The organism is Phytobacter sp. V91, from assembly GCF_965644225.1.
GTDB lineage: Bacteria > Pseudomonadota > Gammaproteobacteria > Enterobacterales > Enterobacteriaceae > CBFFRJ01.
On sequence record NZ_CBFFRJ010000134.1, the window covers coordinates 1 to 14,149 of the forward strand.

12 protein-coding genes, 2 pseudogenes and 1 other annotated feature are annotated in these 14,149 nt (G+C 53.6%); of the genes and pseudogenes, 9 read left to right on the forward strand and 5 right to left on the reverse strand.

The genetic code is table 11. From position 1 onward, the window contains the following. Positions 1–71: 71 nt before the first annotated feature. From ACSZO4_RS21030 to rnm, 4 genes and pseudogenes are all read right to left on the reverse strand, one after another. Positions 72–1,190: pseudogene (locus ACSZO4_RS21030) on the reverse strand (MFS transporter); the annotation flags it as partial. 179 nt (positions 1,191–1,369) lie between these two features. Next, complete coding sequence (rluB, locus tag ACSZO4_RS21035; protein WP_437891023.1) at positions 1,370–2,266, reverse strand: 23S rRNA pseudouridine(2605) synthase RluB; 897 nt, start codon at positions 2,264–2,266, stop codon at positions 1,370–1,372. A 98-nt stretch (positions 2,267–2,364) separates the two neighbouring features. Further along, the gene (locus tag ACSZO4_RS21040) at positions 2,365–2,985 is read right to left on the reverse strand and encodes an L-threonylcarbamoyladenylate synthase (RefSeq protein ID WP_437891024.1); all 621 of its coding nucleotides are present in this window, start codon (positions 2,983–2,985) and stop codon (positions 2,365–2,367) included. Next, entirely contained in the window at positions 2,982–3,863 is an 882-nt protein-coding gene (gene rnm, locus ACSZO4_RS21045; RefSeq protein WP_437891025.1) for an RNase RNM, read from the reverse strand. Before rnm ends, ACSZO4_RS21040 begins: the two co-directional genes overlap by 4 nt. A gap of 256 nt (positions 3,864–4,119) precedes the next feature. After that, positions 4,120–4,212, forward strand: a sequence feature (Trp leader region). A gap of 24 nt (positions 4,213–4,236) precedes the next feature. Between rnm and ACSZO4_RS21050 the strand changes: the two genes are divergently transcribed. The 5 genes from ACSZO4_RS21050 to trpA are packed head-to-tail and all read left to right on the forward strand — an operon-like array spanning position 4,237 to position 10,767. Beyond that, entirely contained in the window at positions 4,237–5,799 is a 1,563-nt protein-coding gene (locus tag ACSZO4_RS21050; protein ID WP_437891026.1) for an anthranilate synthase component 1, read from the forward strand. Continuing rightward, positions 5,799–7,394 carry a bifunctional anthranilate synthase glutamate amidotransferase component TrpG/anthranilate phosphoribosyltransferase TrpD gene (trpD, locus tag ACSZO4_RS21055; protein WP_437891027.1) on the forward strand — a complete coding sequence of 532 codons (1,596 nt, stop codon included), beginning with the start codon at positions 5,799–5,801 and terminating at the stop codon, positions 7,392–7,394. Before ACSZO4_RS21050 ends, trpD begins: the two co-directional genes overlap by 1 nt. Positions 7,395–7,397: 3 nt before the next feature. Continuing rightward, positions 7,398–8,756, forward strand: coding sequence for a bifunctional indole-3-glycerol-phosphate synthase TrpC/phosphoribosylanthranilate isomerase TrpF (gene trpCF / locus ACSZO4_RS21060; RefSeq protein ID WP_437891028.1), 1,359 nt, complete (start codon positions 7,398–7,400; stop codon positions 8,754–8,756). A gap of 11 nt (positions 8,757–8,767) precedes the next feature. Continuing rightward, a complete protein-coding gene (trpB, locus tag ACSZO4_RS21065) occupies positions 8,768–9,961 on the forward strand; it encodes a tryptophan synthase subunit beta (RefSeq protein ID WP_437891029.1) in 1,194 nt (397 codons plus the stop codon). Then, positions 9,961–10,767: a tryptophan synthase subunit alpha gene (gene trpA / locus ACSZO4_RS21070; protein WP_437891030.1), complete on the forward strand. Its 807-nt coding sequence runs from the start codon at positions 9,961–9,963 to the stop codon at positions 10,765–10,767. Before trpB ends, trpA begins: the two co-directional genes overlap by 1 nt. Positions 10,768–11,215: 448 nt before the next feature. Here trpA and ompW read toward each other — a convergent pair whose 3' ends face one another. After that, positions 11,216–11,851: an outer membrane protein OmpW gene (gene ompW, locus ACSZO4_RS21075; protein ID WP_437891031.1), complete on the reverse strand. Its 636-nt coding sequence runs from the start codon at positions 11,849–11,851 to the stop codon at positions 11,216–11,218. A gap of 228 nt (positions 11,852–12,079) precedes the next feature. Here ompW and ACSZO4_RS21080 point away from each other — a divergent pair. The 4 genes and pseudogenes from ACSZO4_RS21080 to yciA all read left to right on the forward strand — a co-directional run. Continuing rightward, a pseudogene (locus tag ACSZO4_RS21080) lies at positions 12,080–12,166 on the forward strand (YkgJ family cysteine cluster protein); the annotation flags it as partial. Between the two features lie 31 nt (positions 12,167–12,197). Continuing rightward, on the forward strand, positions 12,198–12,941 hold the full coding sequence (locus tag ACSZO4_RS21085) for a YciC family protein (RefSeq protein ID WP_437891032.1): 744 nt from the start codon (positions 12,198–12,200) through the stop codon (positions 12,939–12,941). Positions 12,942–12,998: 57 nt separating this feature from the next. After that, entirely contained in the window at positions 12,999–13,538 is a 540-nt protein-coding gene (locus ACSZO4_RS21090; protein ID WP_437891033.1) for a septation protein A, read from the forward strand. 118 nt (positions 13,539–13,656) lie between these two features. Next, positions 13,657–14,055 (forward strand): acyl-CoA thioester hydrolase YciA, encoded by a 399-nt coding sequence (yciA, locus tag ACSZO4_RS21095; protein WP_437891034.1) that lies wholly within the window; start codon positions 13,657–13,659, stop codon positions 14,053–14,055. Positions 14,056–14,149: the final 94 nt, after the last annotated feature.

Genomic DNA, 14,149 nt, shown 5'->3' on the forward strand with positions numbered 1-14,149 from the left:
GATTCGCGCGACTGACTTAAAGGTCAAACCTTTCGGAGTCCCCCGGCAAAGCCGGGGGTTTACCGGACTTAATTAAAGAACCCGTAGATTGCGCCTTCGGTACGTACGCCGTTATGCCATTCCGCATATTCCACGGTATCGGCAATCATCGTCCACATCGCAACAAATCCCATACCCAGCGTGATACTGAACAAACAAACCCCGGTCATAATCAGAAAAATATTATCGCCGGCAACGAAATATTGCATCAGCACCCCCACTACGCCGATTAACAGCGCCAGTAGCGTCATATTTTTCTTGCCCATCCGGGCGATGGTCCATTCAGATACAATGGTCCCCAAAATAAATGCCAGAGACTGGATCAAGAAAAACATGGCGGTGAAACCTTCATCACCAATAATATATTTAATAAAATAGATAGCGATCGCCATCCAGACGGTATAGGCAATATAGAAAAAGATGGTAAACAGTGACAGATGAATTAATGGCGTGTTACCCGCAACCGCCCGCAGCATTTCCCTCAGGTTGGGCGCACGCGTATCCTTATCTTCCGCCACGCGTTCTTTGGTCATGCCAAAACAGGCAAGAAAGAGAAAGGTCGCCAGTAAGGCGAAACAGGAGACGGCAAAAGTGTAGCCCATTTTGGCGTCAGTAAAGCGCGAAATCAGCATATCCGCCCCGGTTGAGACCAGCATATACCCGACGATTGCCAGTACCATACGATAAACGGACAGCGAGGAGCGTGACATCTCATGCTGGGTCAGTCGGTTTGTCAGAGCCGAGTATGGGGTATTAACCGCCGTATAGGCGAGGCAGTAGAGAGTGTAGGAAATTAATGCATAATAAAACTTATATTCGCTATCAAAAGGTATAAAACAAATGACCGTCAATATTCCCAGTACCGCACAGCCATAAAGCAGCCATGGACGCAACTTGCCATAACGGCTATGGGTTTTATCAATAGCGAAACCAATAAATATATTAAACAGCGCATCAACTACTCTCGCCACCACAAAAATAAGGCTGGCCAGGGTGGCGCTAATGCCATAACTATCGGTGTAGAAAAACAATAAAAAAAGGGAAACGAAACCGAACGAGAGATTAGAGGCAAAGTCACCGAGGCCATAGCCAATTTTTTCTTTTACGCCAAGAACAACATAACTTTCGGATAATTTTTCTGCTGTCGCCATGTTATGGGTACCTGTGTTTTTATTGAGTTCAGGTAGTATATGGCGAGCAGGATGACGGCTCTTTGCGTTCTTTGTCGGTCTATTTCCCGTTTTTTGTCTTTCAGCGGAATTGTGAAACTTATCACATCGGTGGAATAAACGACGTTTCCGGCAATGGGCCGGAAACGCCTGAACGGTCATTAGCCGTTATTATTACTCCGCCCGCCAGAACGACGCCCACCCGCCGCCTTGCGGTTGCTGGTCACCTGGGTGTGACGTTTTACTGCACGGCGGATCTGATTAGCCTTCATGCGACGGCGATCTTTTTCTACCGCAACTTTAGACGTCGTTTCCGGCGTCAGCCCCACCAGCTCGCGCAGGTAGTTAGTTTGTGCCAGATCCAGTTCGGTATAGCCCCCGCGCGGCAGGCCTTTCGGCAGTGGAATATCGCCATAACGCACGCGGATCAGACGGCTGACCTGCACGCCTACCGCTTCCCACAGACGACGAACCTCACGGTTACGCCCTTCGGTCAGGGTCACGTTGTACCACTGGTTGATCCCTTCGCCACCGCTAAACTTGATGGTTTTAAACGCCGCCGGGCCATCTTCCAGCTGCACGCCACGCCCCAGATCACGCAGTTTGGCATCATCAATCTGGCCAAATACGCGCACCGCGTACTCACGCTCAACTTCGCGGCTCGGGTGCATCAGGCGGTTAGCCAGCTCACCGTCGGTGGTAAACAGCAGCAAACCGCAGGTATTGACGTCCAGACGACCGACGGCGATCCAGCGCGCGCCACGCAGTTTAGGCAGACGGTCAAACACCGTCGGACGCCCTTCCGGATCGTTACGGGTGCAAAGCTCGCCTTCAGGCTTGTAATACGCCAGCACGCGGCAAATCTGCTCAACGGATTCCTTCACGGAGATCAGATGACCGTCGATACGAATTTTCAGGGCCGGTGTAACTTCAACACGATCGCCAAGCGTGGCGACTTTACCGTCGACGCTTACGCGGCCGGCTTCAATGATGGTTTCGATTTTACGGCGGGAACCGTGGCCAGCTCGCGCCAGCACTTTCTGCAACTTCTCGCTCATAGAGCTTTCCTCGGGTGTCGCCTTCACAGGCGTCGAATAGGGTTTTCAGGTCGCCATCGCGGCGATGAAATGGCCGCTTAGTATAGCGACTTGCTTGCTTATAAGAAAGGCTTAACGTCACCGACGCCTTCGCGGATGACCACCGGTGAATCATCGGTGAGATCGACGACGGTCGTCGGCTGTTGCCCCAGATATCCGCCGTGGATGATCAAATCCACCACTTTCTCGAGTCGGTCTTTGATCTCATCGGGATCCGATTCGGTAAATTCGCTGCCCGGCAGCATTAAAGAGGTCGACAACATAGGTTCGCCAAGCGCTTCAAGCAGCGCCACGGCAATCGGGTTGGCAGGCACGCGCAGCCCAATGGTTTTGCGCTTTTCCTGCAGTAAACGACGCGGTACTTCTTTGGTGCCTTTGAGGATAAAAGTGTAGTTGCCTGGGGTGTTATTTTTGATCAGGCGAAAGGCGACATTATCGACAAAGGAATAGGTCGAGAGCTCTGACAGATCGCGGCACATCAGGGTGAAATTGTGCCCATCCGGCAACTGGCGAATGCGACAAATACGCTCCATCGCCCCTTTATCTTCAATTTTACAGCCCAGCGCATATCCGGAGTCGGTCGGATAAACAATCACCCCACCTTTACGCACAATATCCACCGCCTGATTAATCAGACGCGGCTGCGGGTTATCCGGATGAATATAGAAAAACTGACTCATACTTCCCTCACTGTAGAGTTTTGCGGCTGCTCCCACTTAAGCCAGACAGCATCGACATCTGCCGGTAGCCAGAGCTTGCGCCCCAGTTCAATCCACGGGCAGGGCTGGTGAAAATCCGATCCCTGCGAGCCCAGTAAACCAAACTGACGGGCGTATTCGGCAAGCTGCTTACGTTCATTGGGAGCCTGCTGGCATTGGGCGACTTCCATCGCCTCACCGCCGCTTTGTGCAAAATGCGCCAGCAGTCTTTTCAACCATTTAGCAGATAAATCATAGCGTCCTGGGTGTGCCAGCACGGCCGTTCCGCCAGAATGATGAATCACTTCAATAGCTTGTTCTATTGTACACCACTGCGGGGGAACATAGCCTGTTTTCCCTCGCGCCAGGTATTTTTTGAATACATCAGCCATATTGCTGGCTTTACCCTTTGCCACCAGAAAACGGGCAAAATGGCCGCGGGTAATGGCAGCCCCTTGCGCCAGTTGTTGCGCGCCTTCCCACGCCCCGGGAATATGAGCCTTCTCCAGACGTTCGGCAATAAGCTGCGCCCGTAGCTGGCGGCGATCATGTTGCTGTTGCAAAAAGGTACGCATTGCGGGGTGGTCGATATCAATATTTAATCCCACGATATGGATTTCGTGGTTTTCCCAGACGGTGGAGATTTCAACGCCGGTTACCAGGCGCAGATTCAGCCCGGCACGGGCAATCTCCTGCTGCGCCGCGGGGATCCCATCGGTGGTGTCATGATCGGTAATCGCCAGGGTGCCTACACGCATCTCAACGGCACGGTGGACCAGCTCCTGCGGTGTGAGAAGGCCATCCGACGCGATGGTGTGGCTGTGCAGGTCATAAATGATGGCGTAATTCGTGTCGCTCAAACGCGGCTCCAGTGGAGGGGTAACAGACAATGCGCGCTATCATAACGTTACATGATGATTTTCTGAAATGTGTTAACAGCTACCGACGTTCTGACACCGCGATCATCCTGACGAAAAAACGAACAGACCGCGTCTGCGCCGACTGACGTTAACATTTTCTGCAATCAGGGTTGACATTCATCATTCGAACTAGTTAACTAGTACGCAAGTTCACTCAGACAAGGTATCGCACATGAATACGTATGCTTCTCTCAACAACCGCTGGTGGCGCACTCCCTGAAACGGGCTGTGTCTCCGTGCGTATTCAGCACACCGATACCTGGCCCGCCATTTGAGCGGGCTTTTTTATGCAACACATTTAATGAGAGCGACGATGCAAACGCAAAAACCGACACTCGAACTGCTGACCAGCAACGCACTTTATCGGGAAAACCCGACCGCGCTGTTCCACCAACTCTGTGACGCACGCCCGGCAACCCTGTTGCTGGAATCAGCGGATATTGACAGCAAAAATGATTTAAAGAGTTTGCTGCTGGTTGACAGTGCGCTGCGTATTACCGCCTTGGGTGACACTGTCACAATCCAGTCGCTAACCGCCAATGGCGCATCACTGCTGCCTTTGCTGGATGCAGCCCTCCCGGCTGGCGTGGAAAATCGCATTCAGCCAGCGGGGCGCGAACTGCGTTTCCCGGCGGTCAGCCCACTGCTTGATGAAGATGCCCGCCTGTGCTCGCTGTCGGTATTTGATGCTTTCCGCTTGCTACAGGATCTGGTCATTGTGCCGGAAGATGAACGCGAAGCGATGTTCTTCGGCGGCCTGTTTGCCTATGATCTGGTGGCCGGGTTTGAAGATTTACCCACACTTGCGCATGACCGCCGCTGCCCGGATTACTGCTTCTACCTCGCCGAAAGCTTACTGGTTATCGATCACCAGAAACAGCAGACCCGCATTCAGGTCAGCCTTTTCTCTGACGATGCTGATGAGAAAACACGCCTTACTCAGCGCATTGAGACCTTACGCCAGCAGTTAAATGAACCCTCCGCGCCGCTACCGGTTGAGTCAGTGGCCAATATGCAGTGTGAATGCAACCAGAGCGATGAGGAATATGGTGCGGTGGTGCGGCAGATGCAAAAAGCCATCCGCGCGGGCGAGATTTTCCAGGTGGTGCCATCCCGTCGTTTCACCCTGCCGTGCCCTTCTCCGCTGGCGGCTTATGAAGTGCTGAAAAAGAGCAACCCCAGTCCTTATATGTTCTTTATGCAGGATGCGGACTTTGCCCTGTTTGGCGCATCACCGGAAAGCTCGTTGAAATACGATGCCGCCTCACGCCAGATTGAGATTTACCCTATCGCCGGTACACGCCCGCGTGGCCGCCATGCCGATGGCACCCTTGACCGGGATCTCGACAGCCGCATTGAACTGGATATGCGTACCGACCACAAAGAGCTGTCTGAGCATCTGATGCTGGTGGATTTGGCCCGTAACGACCTGGCGCGGATCTGTACCCCAGGCAGCCGCTACGTTGCCGATCTGACAAAAGTGGATCGCTACTCCTTTGTGATGCACCTGGTCTCCCGGGTGGTGGGCGAACTGCGCCGTGATCTTGATGTGCTGCACGCCTATCGCGCCTGCATGAACATGGGCACCCTGAGCGGCGCGCCGAAAGTTCGCGCCATGCAGCTGATTGCCAATGCCGAAGGCTCGCGTCGCGGCAGCTACGGTGGCGCAGTAGGTTACTTTACCGCTCACGGCGATCTTGATACCTGCATTGTGATCCGCTCCGCCTGGGTCGAAGACGGTATTGCCACCGTTCAGGCGGGCGCGGGCGTGGTACTGGACTCCGTACCTCAGTCTGAAGCCGATGAAACACGTAATAAAGCCCGCGCTGTTTTGCGCGCCATTGCTAAAGCGCATAACGCCGAGGAGACGTTCTGATGGCCGATATTCTGCTGCTCGATAACATTGATTCCTTTACCTATAACCTCGCCGATCAGTTGCGCGCCAGTGGCCACAATGTGGTGATTTACCGTAACCATGTCCCGGCGCAAACCCTGATTGACCGCCTTGGCACCATGAAAAACCCGGTGCTGATGCTGTCGCCAGGGCCTGGCGCGCCGTCAGAAGCCGGCTGCATGCCTGAGCTACTGACCCGTCTGCGCGGCAAGCTGCCGATTATCGGTATCTGCCTCGGTCATCAGGCGATTGTTGAAGCCTACGGTGGCTATGTCGGTCAGGCCGGTGAAATTCTTCATGGTAAGGCCTCCAGCATTGAACACGATGGCCAGGCGATGTTTGCCGGGCTGGCAAATCCGCTGCCGGTGGCGCGTTACCATTCCCTGGTCGGCAGTAATATCCCGGCGGGGCTGACCATTAATGCGCACTTCAACGGCATGGTGATGGCGGTGCGTCACGATGCGGATCGGGTATGTGGTTTCCAGTTCCATCCGGAATCCATTCTGACCACCCAGGGCGCACGCCTGCTAGAGCAGACTCTGGCCTGGGCTTTACAGAAACTTGAGCAGACCAATACCCTGCAACCGATCCTCGAAAAATTGTACCAGGCCCAGACGCTGAGCCAGCAGGAGAGCCACCAGCTATTTTCTGCCGTGGTTCGCGGCGAGCTAAAACCGGAACAGCTTGCCGCCGCGCTGGTCAGCATGAAGGTTCGCGGTGAGCACCCGAATGAGATCGCCGGGGCAGCGACTGCCTTGCTGGAAAATGCCGCCCCCTTCCCGCGCCCGGATTATCTCTTTGCCGATATCGTGGGTACCGGCGGCGATGGCAGCAACAGTATCAACATTTCCACCGCCAGTGCCTTTGTGGCGGCAGCCTGTGGCCTGAAGGTGGCCAAACACGGCAACCGTAGCGTCTCCAGCCGTTCGGGTTCATCAGATTTACTGGCCGCCTTTGGTATCAATCTGGATATGAATGCGGATAAATCACGCAACGCGCTGGATGAGCTGGGCGTCTGCTTCCTGTTTGCGCCGAAATACCATACCGGATTCCGCCATGCGATGCCGGTTCGTCAGCAACTGAAGACCCGCACCCTGTTTAACGTCCTTGGCCCGCTGATCAACCCGGCACATCCGCCGCTGGCCCTGATCGGCGTTTACAGCCCGGAACTGGTGCTGCCGATTGCCGAAACCCTGCGCGTACTCGGCTATCAGCGGGCGGCGGTTGTGCACAGCGGCGGGATGGATGAGGTTTCCCTCCATGCGCCGACCCTGGTTGCAGAGCTGCATGCGGGCGAAATCAAAAGTTACCAGTTAACCGCCGCGGATTTTGGTCTGACGCCTTACCATCAGGAGGCGCTGGCAGGCGGTACGCCGGAAGAAAACCGTGACATTCTGACGCGCTTATTACAAGGTAAAGGTGACGCCGCCCATGAGGCCGCCGTTGCCGCAAACGTCGCCATGCTGATGCGTCTGCATGGAGAAGAAGATTTGCAGGCCAACGCGCAAAAAGTACTGGATGTGCTCCACAGCGGTACCGCGTATGACAAAGTCACCGCACTTGCGGCAAGAGGATAAATAATGCAGACCGTTTTAGCGAAAATCGTCGCAGATAAGGCGATTTGGGTAGCTGCCCGTAAGGAACAACAACCGCTGGCCAGTTTTCAAAATGAAATTGTACCCAGCACCCGTCGTTTCTACGATGCTCTGCAAGGAACGCGTACCGCGTTTATTCTTGAGTGCAAAAAAGCCTCCCCTTCAAAAGGGGTGATCCGGGATGATTTTGACCCGGCGCGCATTGCCGGTGTGTATAAACATCATGCCTCGGCGATTTCGGTTCTCACCGATGAGAAATATTTCCAGGGCAGTTTTGATTTTCTGCCCATCGTCAGCGGCATCGCCCACCAGCCCATTCTGTGTAAGGACTTTATTATCGATCCTTACCAGATTTATCTGGCTCGTTTTTACCAGGCCGATGCCTGCCTGCTGATGCTGTCCGTACTCGACGACGAGCAGTATCGTCAGCTTTCTGCAGTCGCCCACAGCCTGAATATGGGCGTACTGACGGAGGTCAGCAATGAAGAGGAGCTGGAGCGCGCCATTGCGCTGAATGCCAAAGTGGTGGGGATTAACAACCGTGACCTGCGCGATTTATCGATCGATCTTAATCGTACGCGCCAGTTAGCCCCTCGCCTCGGCGCTGGCGTAACCGTTATCAGCGAGTCAGGCATCAATACCTATGCCCAGGTGCGTGAACTTAGCCATTTTGCCAACGGTTTTCTGATTGGTTCGGCGCTGATGTCCCATGACGATCTCGATGCCGCGGTTAAACGCGTGCTGCTCGGCGAGAATAAAGTGTGCGGCTTAACCCGCCCACAGGATGCGCTGGCGGCCCACGAGGCCGGAGCCATCTACGGCGGACTCATCTTTGTACCGGGCTCACCGCGGGCGGTTGACATCGAACAGGCAAAAACCGTGATGGCTGCGGCGCCACTTCAGTATGTGGGAGTGTTCCGCGATACGCCTGTCGATACCCTGGTTGAAACCGCGAAACAGTTAAATCTGGTGGCGGTACAGCTCCATGGCGCTGAAGACCAGGCTTATATCAACACCCTGCGCAATCAGTTGCCTGCAACGGTGAAAATATGGAAAGCGCTGAGTGTAAAATCGGCGCTGCCAGCCCGTGATTTACAGCATGTTGACCGCTATCTGTTTGATAACGGCCAGGGCGGGACGGGTCAGCAATTCGACTGGTCACTGCTGGCGGGCCAGAAACTTGATGATGTGCTGCTGGCTGGCGGACTGGGCGCTGACAATTGCGTTGATGCCGCCCGACTTGGCTGCTCCGGGCTTGATTTCAATTCAGGCGTAGAGTCTGAACCGGGAAAAAAAGACGCCGCTAAACTGGCCTCGGTATTCCGTACTCTGCGAGCTTATTAAGGAAGAAAATAATGACGACTTTATTAAACCCCTATTTTGGCGAGTTTGGCGGCATGTACGTGCCACAGATTCTGATGCCAGCGCTGCGTCAGCTCGAAGAGGCCTTTGTCAGCGCGCAGAAAGATCCGGCCTTTCAGGCTCAGTTCACTGACCTGCTGAAAAACTACGCCGGACGCCCAACCGCGTTAACCAAATGCCAGAACATCACCGCCGGCAGCAAGGCGACGCTTTATCTCAAACGTGAAGATTTATTGCACGGCGGCGCGCATAAAACCAACCAGGTGCTGGGACAGGCGTTGCTGGCCAAACGGATGGGGAAAACTGAGATCATCGCCGAAACCGGTGCCGGTCAGCATGGCGTCGCCTCGGCGCTTGCCAGCGCCCTGCTCGGCCTGAAATGCCGTATTTATATGGGTGCCAAAGACGTTGAGCGCCAGTCGCCTAACGTCTTTCGTATGCGCCTGATGGGTGCAGAAGTGATCCCGGTACACAGCGGATCGTCCACCCTGAAAGATGCCTGCAACGAAGCGCTTCGCGACTGGTCCGGCAGCTATGATACCGCCCACTATATGCTCGGCACCGCCGCAGGCCCTCATCCGTTCCCGACTATTGTGCGTGAATTTCAACGCATGATTGGTGAAGAGACGAAAGCGCAAATCCTCGAAAAAGAAGGTCGGTTGCCGGATGCGGTCATCGCCTGTGTGGGCGGCGGTTCGAACGCGATTGGCATGTTCGCTGATTTTATCGAAGAAACCAGCGTCGGCCTGATTGGCGTGGAGCCTGCCGGTCATGGGATCGAGACCGGTGAACACGGCGCGCCGCTGAAACATGGTCGGGTCGGTATTTACTTCGGCATGAAATCGCCGATGATGCAGACCGATGAAGGGCAAATTGAAGAGTCTTACTCTATCTCTGCCGGGCTGGATTTCCCCTCCGTTGGGCCACAGCATGCTTACCTGAACAGCACCGGGCGGGCAGATTATGTCTCCATTACTGATGATGAAGCCCTTGAAGCCTTCAAAACGCTCTGTCGTCACGAAGGCATTATTCCGGCGCTGGAATCATCTCACGCCCTGGCGCATGCGTTAAAAATGATTAAAGAAAATCCGGAGAAAGAGCAGTTGCTGGTGGTTAACCTGTCAGGACGTGGAGACAAAGATATCTTCACCGTTCACGACATCCTGAAAGCGCGAGGGGAAATCTGATGGAACGCTACGAAAACCTTTTTAAACAGTTGCAGGAACGCAAAGAAGGCGCCTTTGTTCCTTTTGTGACCTTAGGCGATCCCTCCCCGGAACAGTCGCTGAAAATTATCGACACGCTGATTGCCGCGGGGGCTGATGCGCTGGAGCTGGGGATCCCCTTCTCCGACCCTCTGGCTGACGGGCCGACAATTCAGAATGCGGCGCTGCGCGCCTTTGCCTCCGGCGTGACGCCCACTCAGTGCTTTGAGATGCTGGCCGCCATTCGTCAGAAACACCCGACAATCCCAATTGGCCTGCTGATGTATGCCAACCTGGTCTTCAGCCGCGGTATTGACGAGTTCTACGCCCAGTGTGCAAAAGCCGGTGTCGATTCCGTGCTGATTGCCGACGTGCCGGTGGAAGAGTCAGCGCCCTTCCGCCAGGCGGCTCTGCGCCATAATGTCGCCCCTATCTTTATTTGTCCGCCTAACGCAGATGATGAACTGCTGCGCCAGATTGCCTCATACGGCCGGGGTTACACCTATCTGCTCTCTCGTGCTGGCGTGACCGGGACGGAGCATCGTGCCGCACTGCCGCTGCACCACCTGGTGGAAAAACTGACGGAGTATCACGCAGCTCCGCCTTTGCAGGGTTTTGGTATTTCGTCTCCGGAACAGGTGACTGCGGCAATCGGCGCCGGTGCCGCCGGGGCGATTTCAGGCTCCGCGATTGTGAAGATCATTGAAAATAATCTGGATAAACCTGCGTTGATGCTGGAAGAGCTGGCGACATTTGTTCGCGCCATGAAAGCCGGTAGCCGACAGTAACCATCGTTCCACCTGTCGCCGGGGTAAATGTCTGGCGACAGGTGTGACCTGGATCATTAATCACTTTTCTCATCCGGATTTACCCCCTCTTAATCATTGCCCTTGCTTATATTACGCTCAATAATGCCACTGAATATAAGGGTAACGAATAGATGCAGGCAGCGTATTGCCTGATCACTCGTTTAATTTGGCGTTGTTCCGGGTAACGAAGTCCGTATGTTCAGCAAAGCCGTACTGATTAGAGGCTGGTTCACAGTCGCCACCATATTTACCTGCTTTACTCTCGGCATATATATCGGACACATGTTTTTTGCCGACTCGCGCATTCCGTGGATGATCGGCGCAATTGCGGCCATGGTGATTAACTGGGGCTGTTATCCAAGCTTAAAAAAATTGCTCTAGCGGATAAGAAACTGGCCGCCAGGCGGCCAGAATATGAGGGAGCAAATCAGAAACGATAACCCGCTGAGAACATAAATACCCAGGGATCCAGGCGAGTACTGACGCTCTGCTGCACGCCGCCGGCTTTAAATCTGACGTCGGTATCAATATCCATGTACCAGACTGAGGCGTTAATCAACCAGTCGCGATTAATTAAGTAATCCAGTCCGGCAACACCTGCCGCACCCCACGAATTCTTCAGGCTTAAATCACTGAGTCCTGCGGCTTTGCCGGTGTCGTTGAATTTCTCGTCAAAGAACATCGTGTAGTTGAGACCCGCGCCAACATAAGGACGGAACTTACTGCCTGCATCGCCGAAATACCATTGAGCAACCAGTGTCGGGGGTAAATGGTGAACGGTAGCAATATTACCGGTTGGGCCAGTACCGACCTTGTGGCGAAACGGCGTGGCGGCCAGTAATTCAATGCCGATGTTTTCCGTTGCCATATAGGTCGCGGTCAATCCGAGCTGGGTATTATTGCTGACGTTAAATCCCCCCAGGCTGCCTAACACATTATCCGATCCTTCCGTTGGCCTGACGGTCGCTGAACCTGCCCGAATAAAAAACTCACCGGCTTCGTGCGCAAAGGCACTGGAAGAAATGCTACTGAGGATCACTGCTGCCACGGCTAATTTTTTCATGTCCACTCCATGTTTGTGGTTTTATTAAGCGCAGTGAATATAACCATTAATGGGTACGAAGTGATCTAACTGAGATCACATTCCATTCGCGATTTTAACATTTATTGATCTACATTAATTTTGATGACCAATGCCAATTCATGGATCATGTAACAATATCAATTTACTCACTAAATGCTGCTGAAAAAACGCGCTCTGCCATCGCCCTGAGCCATTTTTGTCTGCCCGGGATTACCGCCGCTTTACAAAGATATGCTTTTCCATACGCGTGCTGATGCTGCCACCGACGGCTCATCCAGGGTACAATTGCGCTGAATTTTTACATTGCAGAACTCAAGGAGAGTGCATGTCTATCACGGCGAAATCCGTTTACCGTGACACGGGGAATTTTTTTCGTAATCAGTTTGTTACTATTTTACTGATTACACTGTTGTGCGCGTTGATTACTGTGTTGCTGGGACGGGTGTTTATGCCCAGTGAGGCACAACTCGCCATTTTGAGTGAGGGAGATAACCTGGCGGGCAGTACGGGGTTGTTTGACCTTGTGCAGAATATGACGCCCGAGCAGCAGCAGGTCTTGTTGCGCGCCTCAGCGGCGTCAACGTTTTCTGGCTTAATTGGTAATACGCTGCTGGTTGGCGGAACCCTGGCATTGATCCAGCTTGTCTCTGCGGGTCACCGGGTGAGCGCTCTGCGCGCAATCGGCGCCAGCGCTCCGGTACTTCCGGCGTTGTTTTTCATGCTGATGCTGATGATGTTTCTGACCCAGTTTGGCATCATGCTCGTGATCGTCCCTGGTGTGCTGGTGGCAATTCTGTTTTCGTTTGCCCCCGTCATCCTGGTGCAGGATCGTCCAGGCATGTTCAGTGCAATGCGTAGCAGTATGCGTTTAAGCTGGAGCAATATGCGCGTGGTCGCCCCGGCGGTCATTGGCTGGATGTTAGCGAAGATAATTTTGCTGATGTTCGCACATAATCTGGCGTTTTTGACACCTGAAGGTGGCGCGGTGGTCGCTAACATGTTGAGTAACATGATAACTGTAGCCCTGCTCATTTATCTGTTCCGCTTGTATATGTTGATTCGTCAGTAATTTCTCTGTCTGCGTGGTCGCAACCGCGCAGACGTTACCTGGTAACGGAATCGTAGAATGAAGCAGTTTCTTGATTTTCTCCCACTGGTCGTGTTTTTTGCGTTTTATAAATTGTATGACATCTATGCGGCCACCACTGCGCTGATCGTCGCCACAGCCGTCGTCCTGATTTACAGCTGGCTTCGCTTCCGCAAAGTCGAAAAAATGGCGCTTATCACCTTTATTCTGGTGGCAGTCTTTGGCGGCCTGACCATTTTCTTCCACAACGATGAGTTTATTAAATGGAAGGTTACGGTTATCTATGGCCTGTTTGCTGGGGCTCTGCTTTTCAGCCAGTGGGTGATGAAAAAGCCGTTAATTCAGCGCATGCTGGGTAAAGAGCTGACTCTGCCTGAATCCGTGTGGTCGCGTCTTAATCTGGCCTGGGCGCTGTTTTTCATTGTTTGTGGGCTGGCCAATATCTATATCGCTTTCTGGTTGCCGCAGAACATTTGGGTCAACTTCAAAGTCTTTGGCCTGACGGCGCTGACGCTTCTCTTTACCGTTCTCAGCGGCGTCTACATCTACCGCCATATCCCGCAGGATGATAAATCCTGACAGCTAAAAGCCAGGCTCGTCCTGGCTTTTTTTCGCCCCGCCGTGTTATCCCGTTGTGAACAGCAATAATTTCATAGTAGCATCCCGCCAAAACCCCTCATTCATTGCTGAGATAATAATGACAAACACTCAAGATGCGCCTCAGGGCGAGCTGGTTCTGCGCACCCTGGCCATGCCAGCGGATACCAATGCCAATGGCGATATTTTTGGCGGCTGGCTGATGTCGCAAATGGATATGGGCGGCGCGATTCAGGCCAAAGAGATTGCCCATGGCCGCGTGGTTACCGTTCGGGTCGATGGCATGAGTTTTTTACGCCCGGTCGCGGTGGGCGATGTGGTGTGCTGCTACGCACGATGCGTTAAACGTGGGAATACGTCAGTGACGATTAACGTTGAAGTCTGGATCAAGAAAGTGGCTTCTGAGCCTATCGGTCAGCGCTATAAGGCCACTGAAGCACTGTTTATCTATGTTGCGGTTGACAGCGAAGGAAAACCTCGCCAGTTGCCAGCACAGTGAAAAAAGCCTCCGTTTGCGGTAATGCCGATCAGTTAAGGATCGGTTGACCGATCCTTAATCTGCGGCACTATAACGGCTTCCACAACAGGGAGCC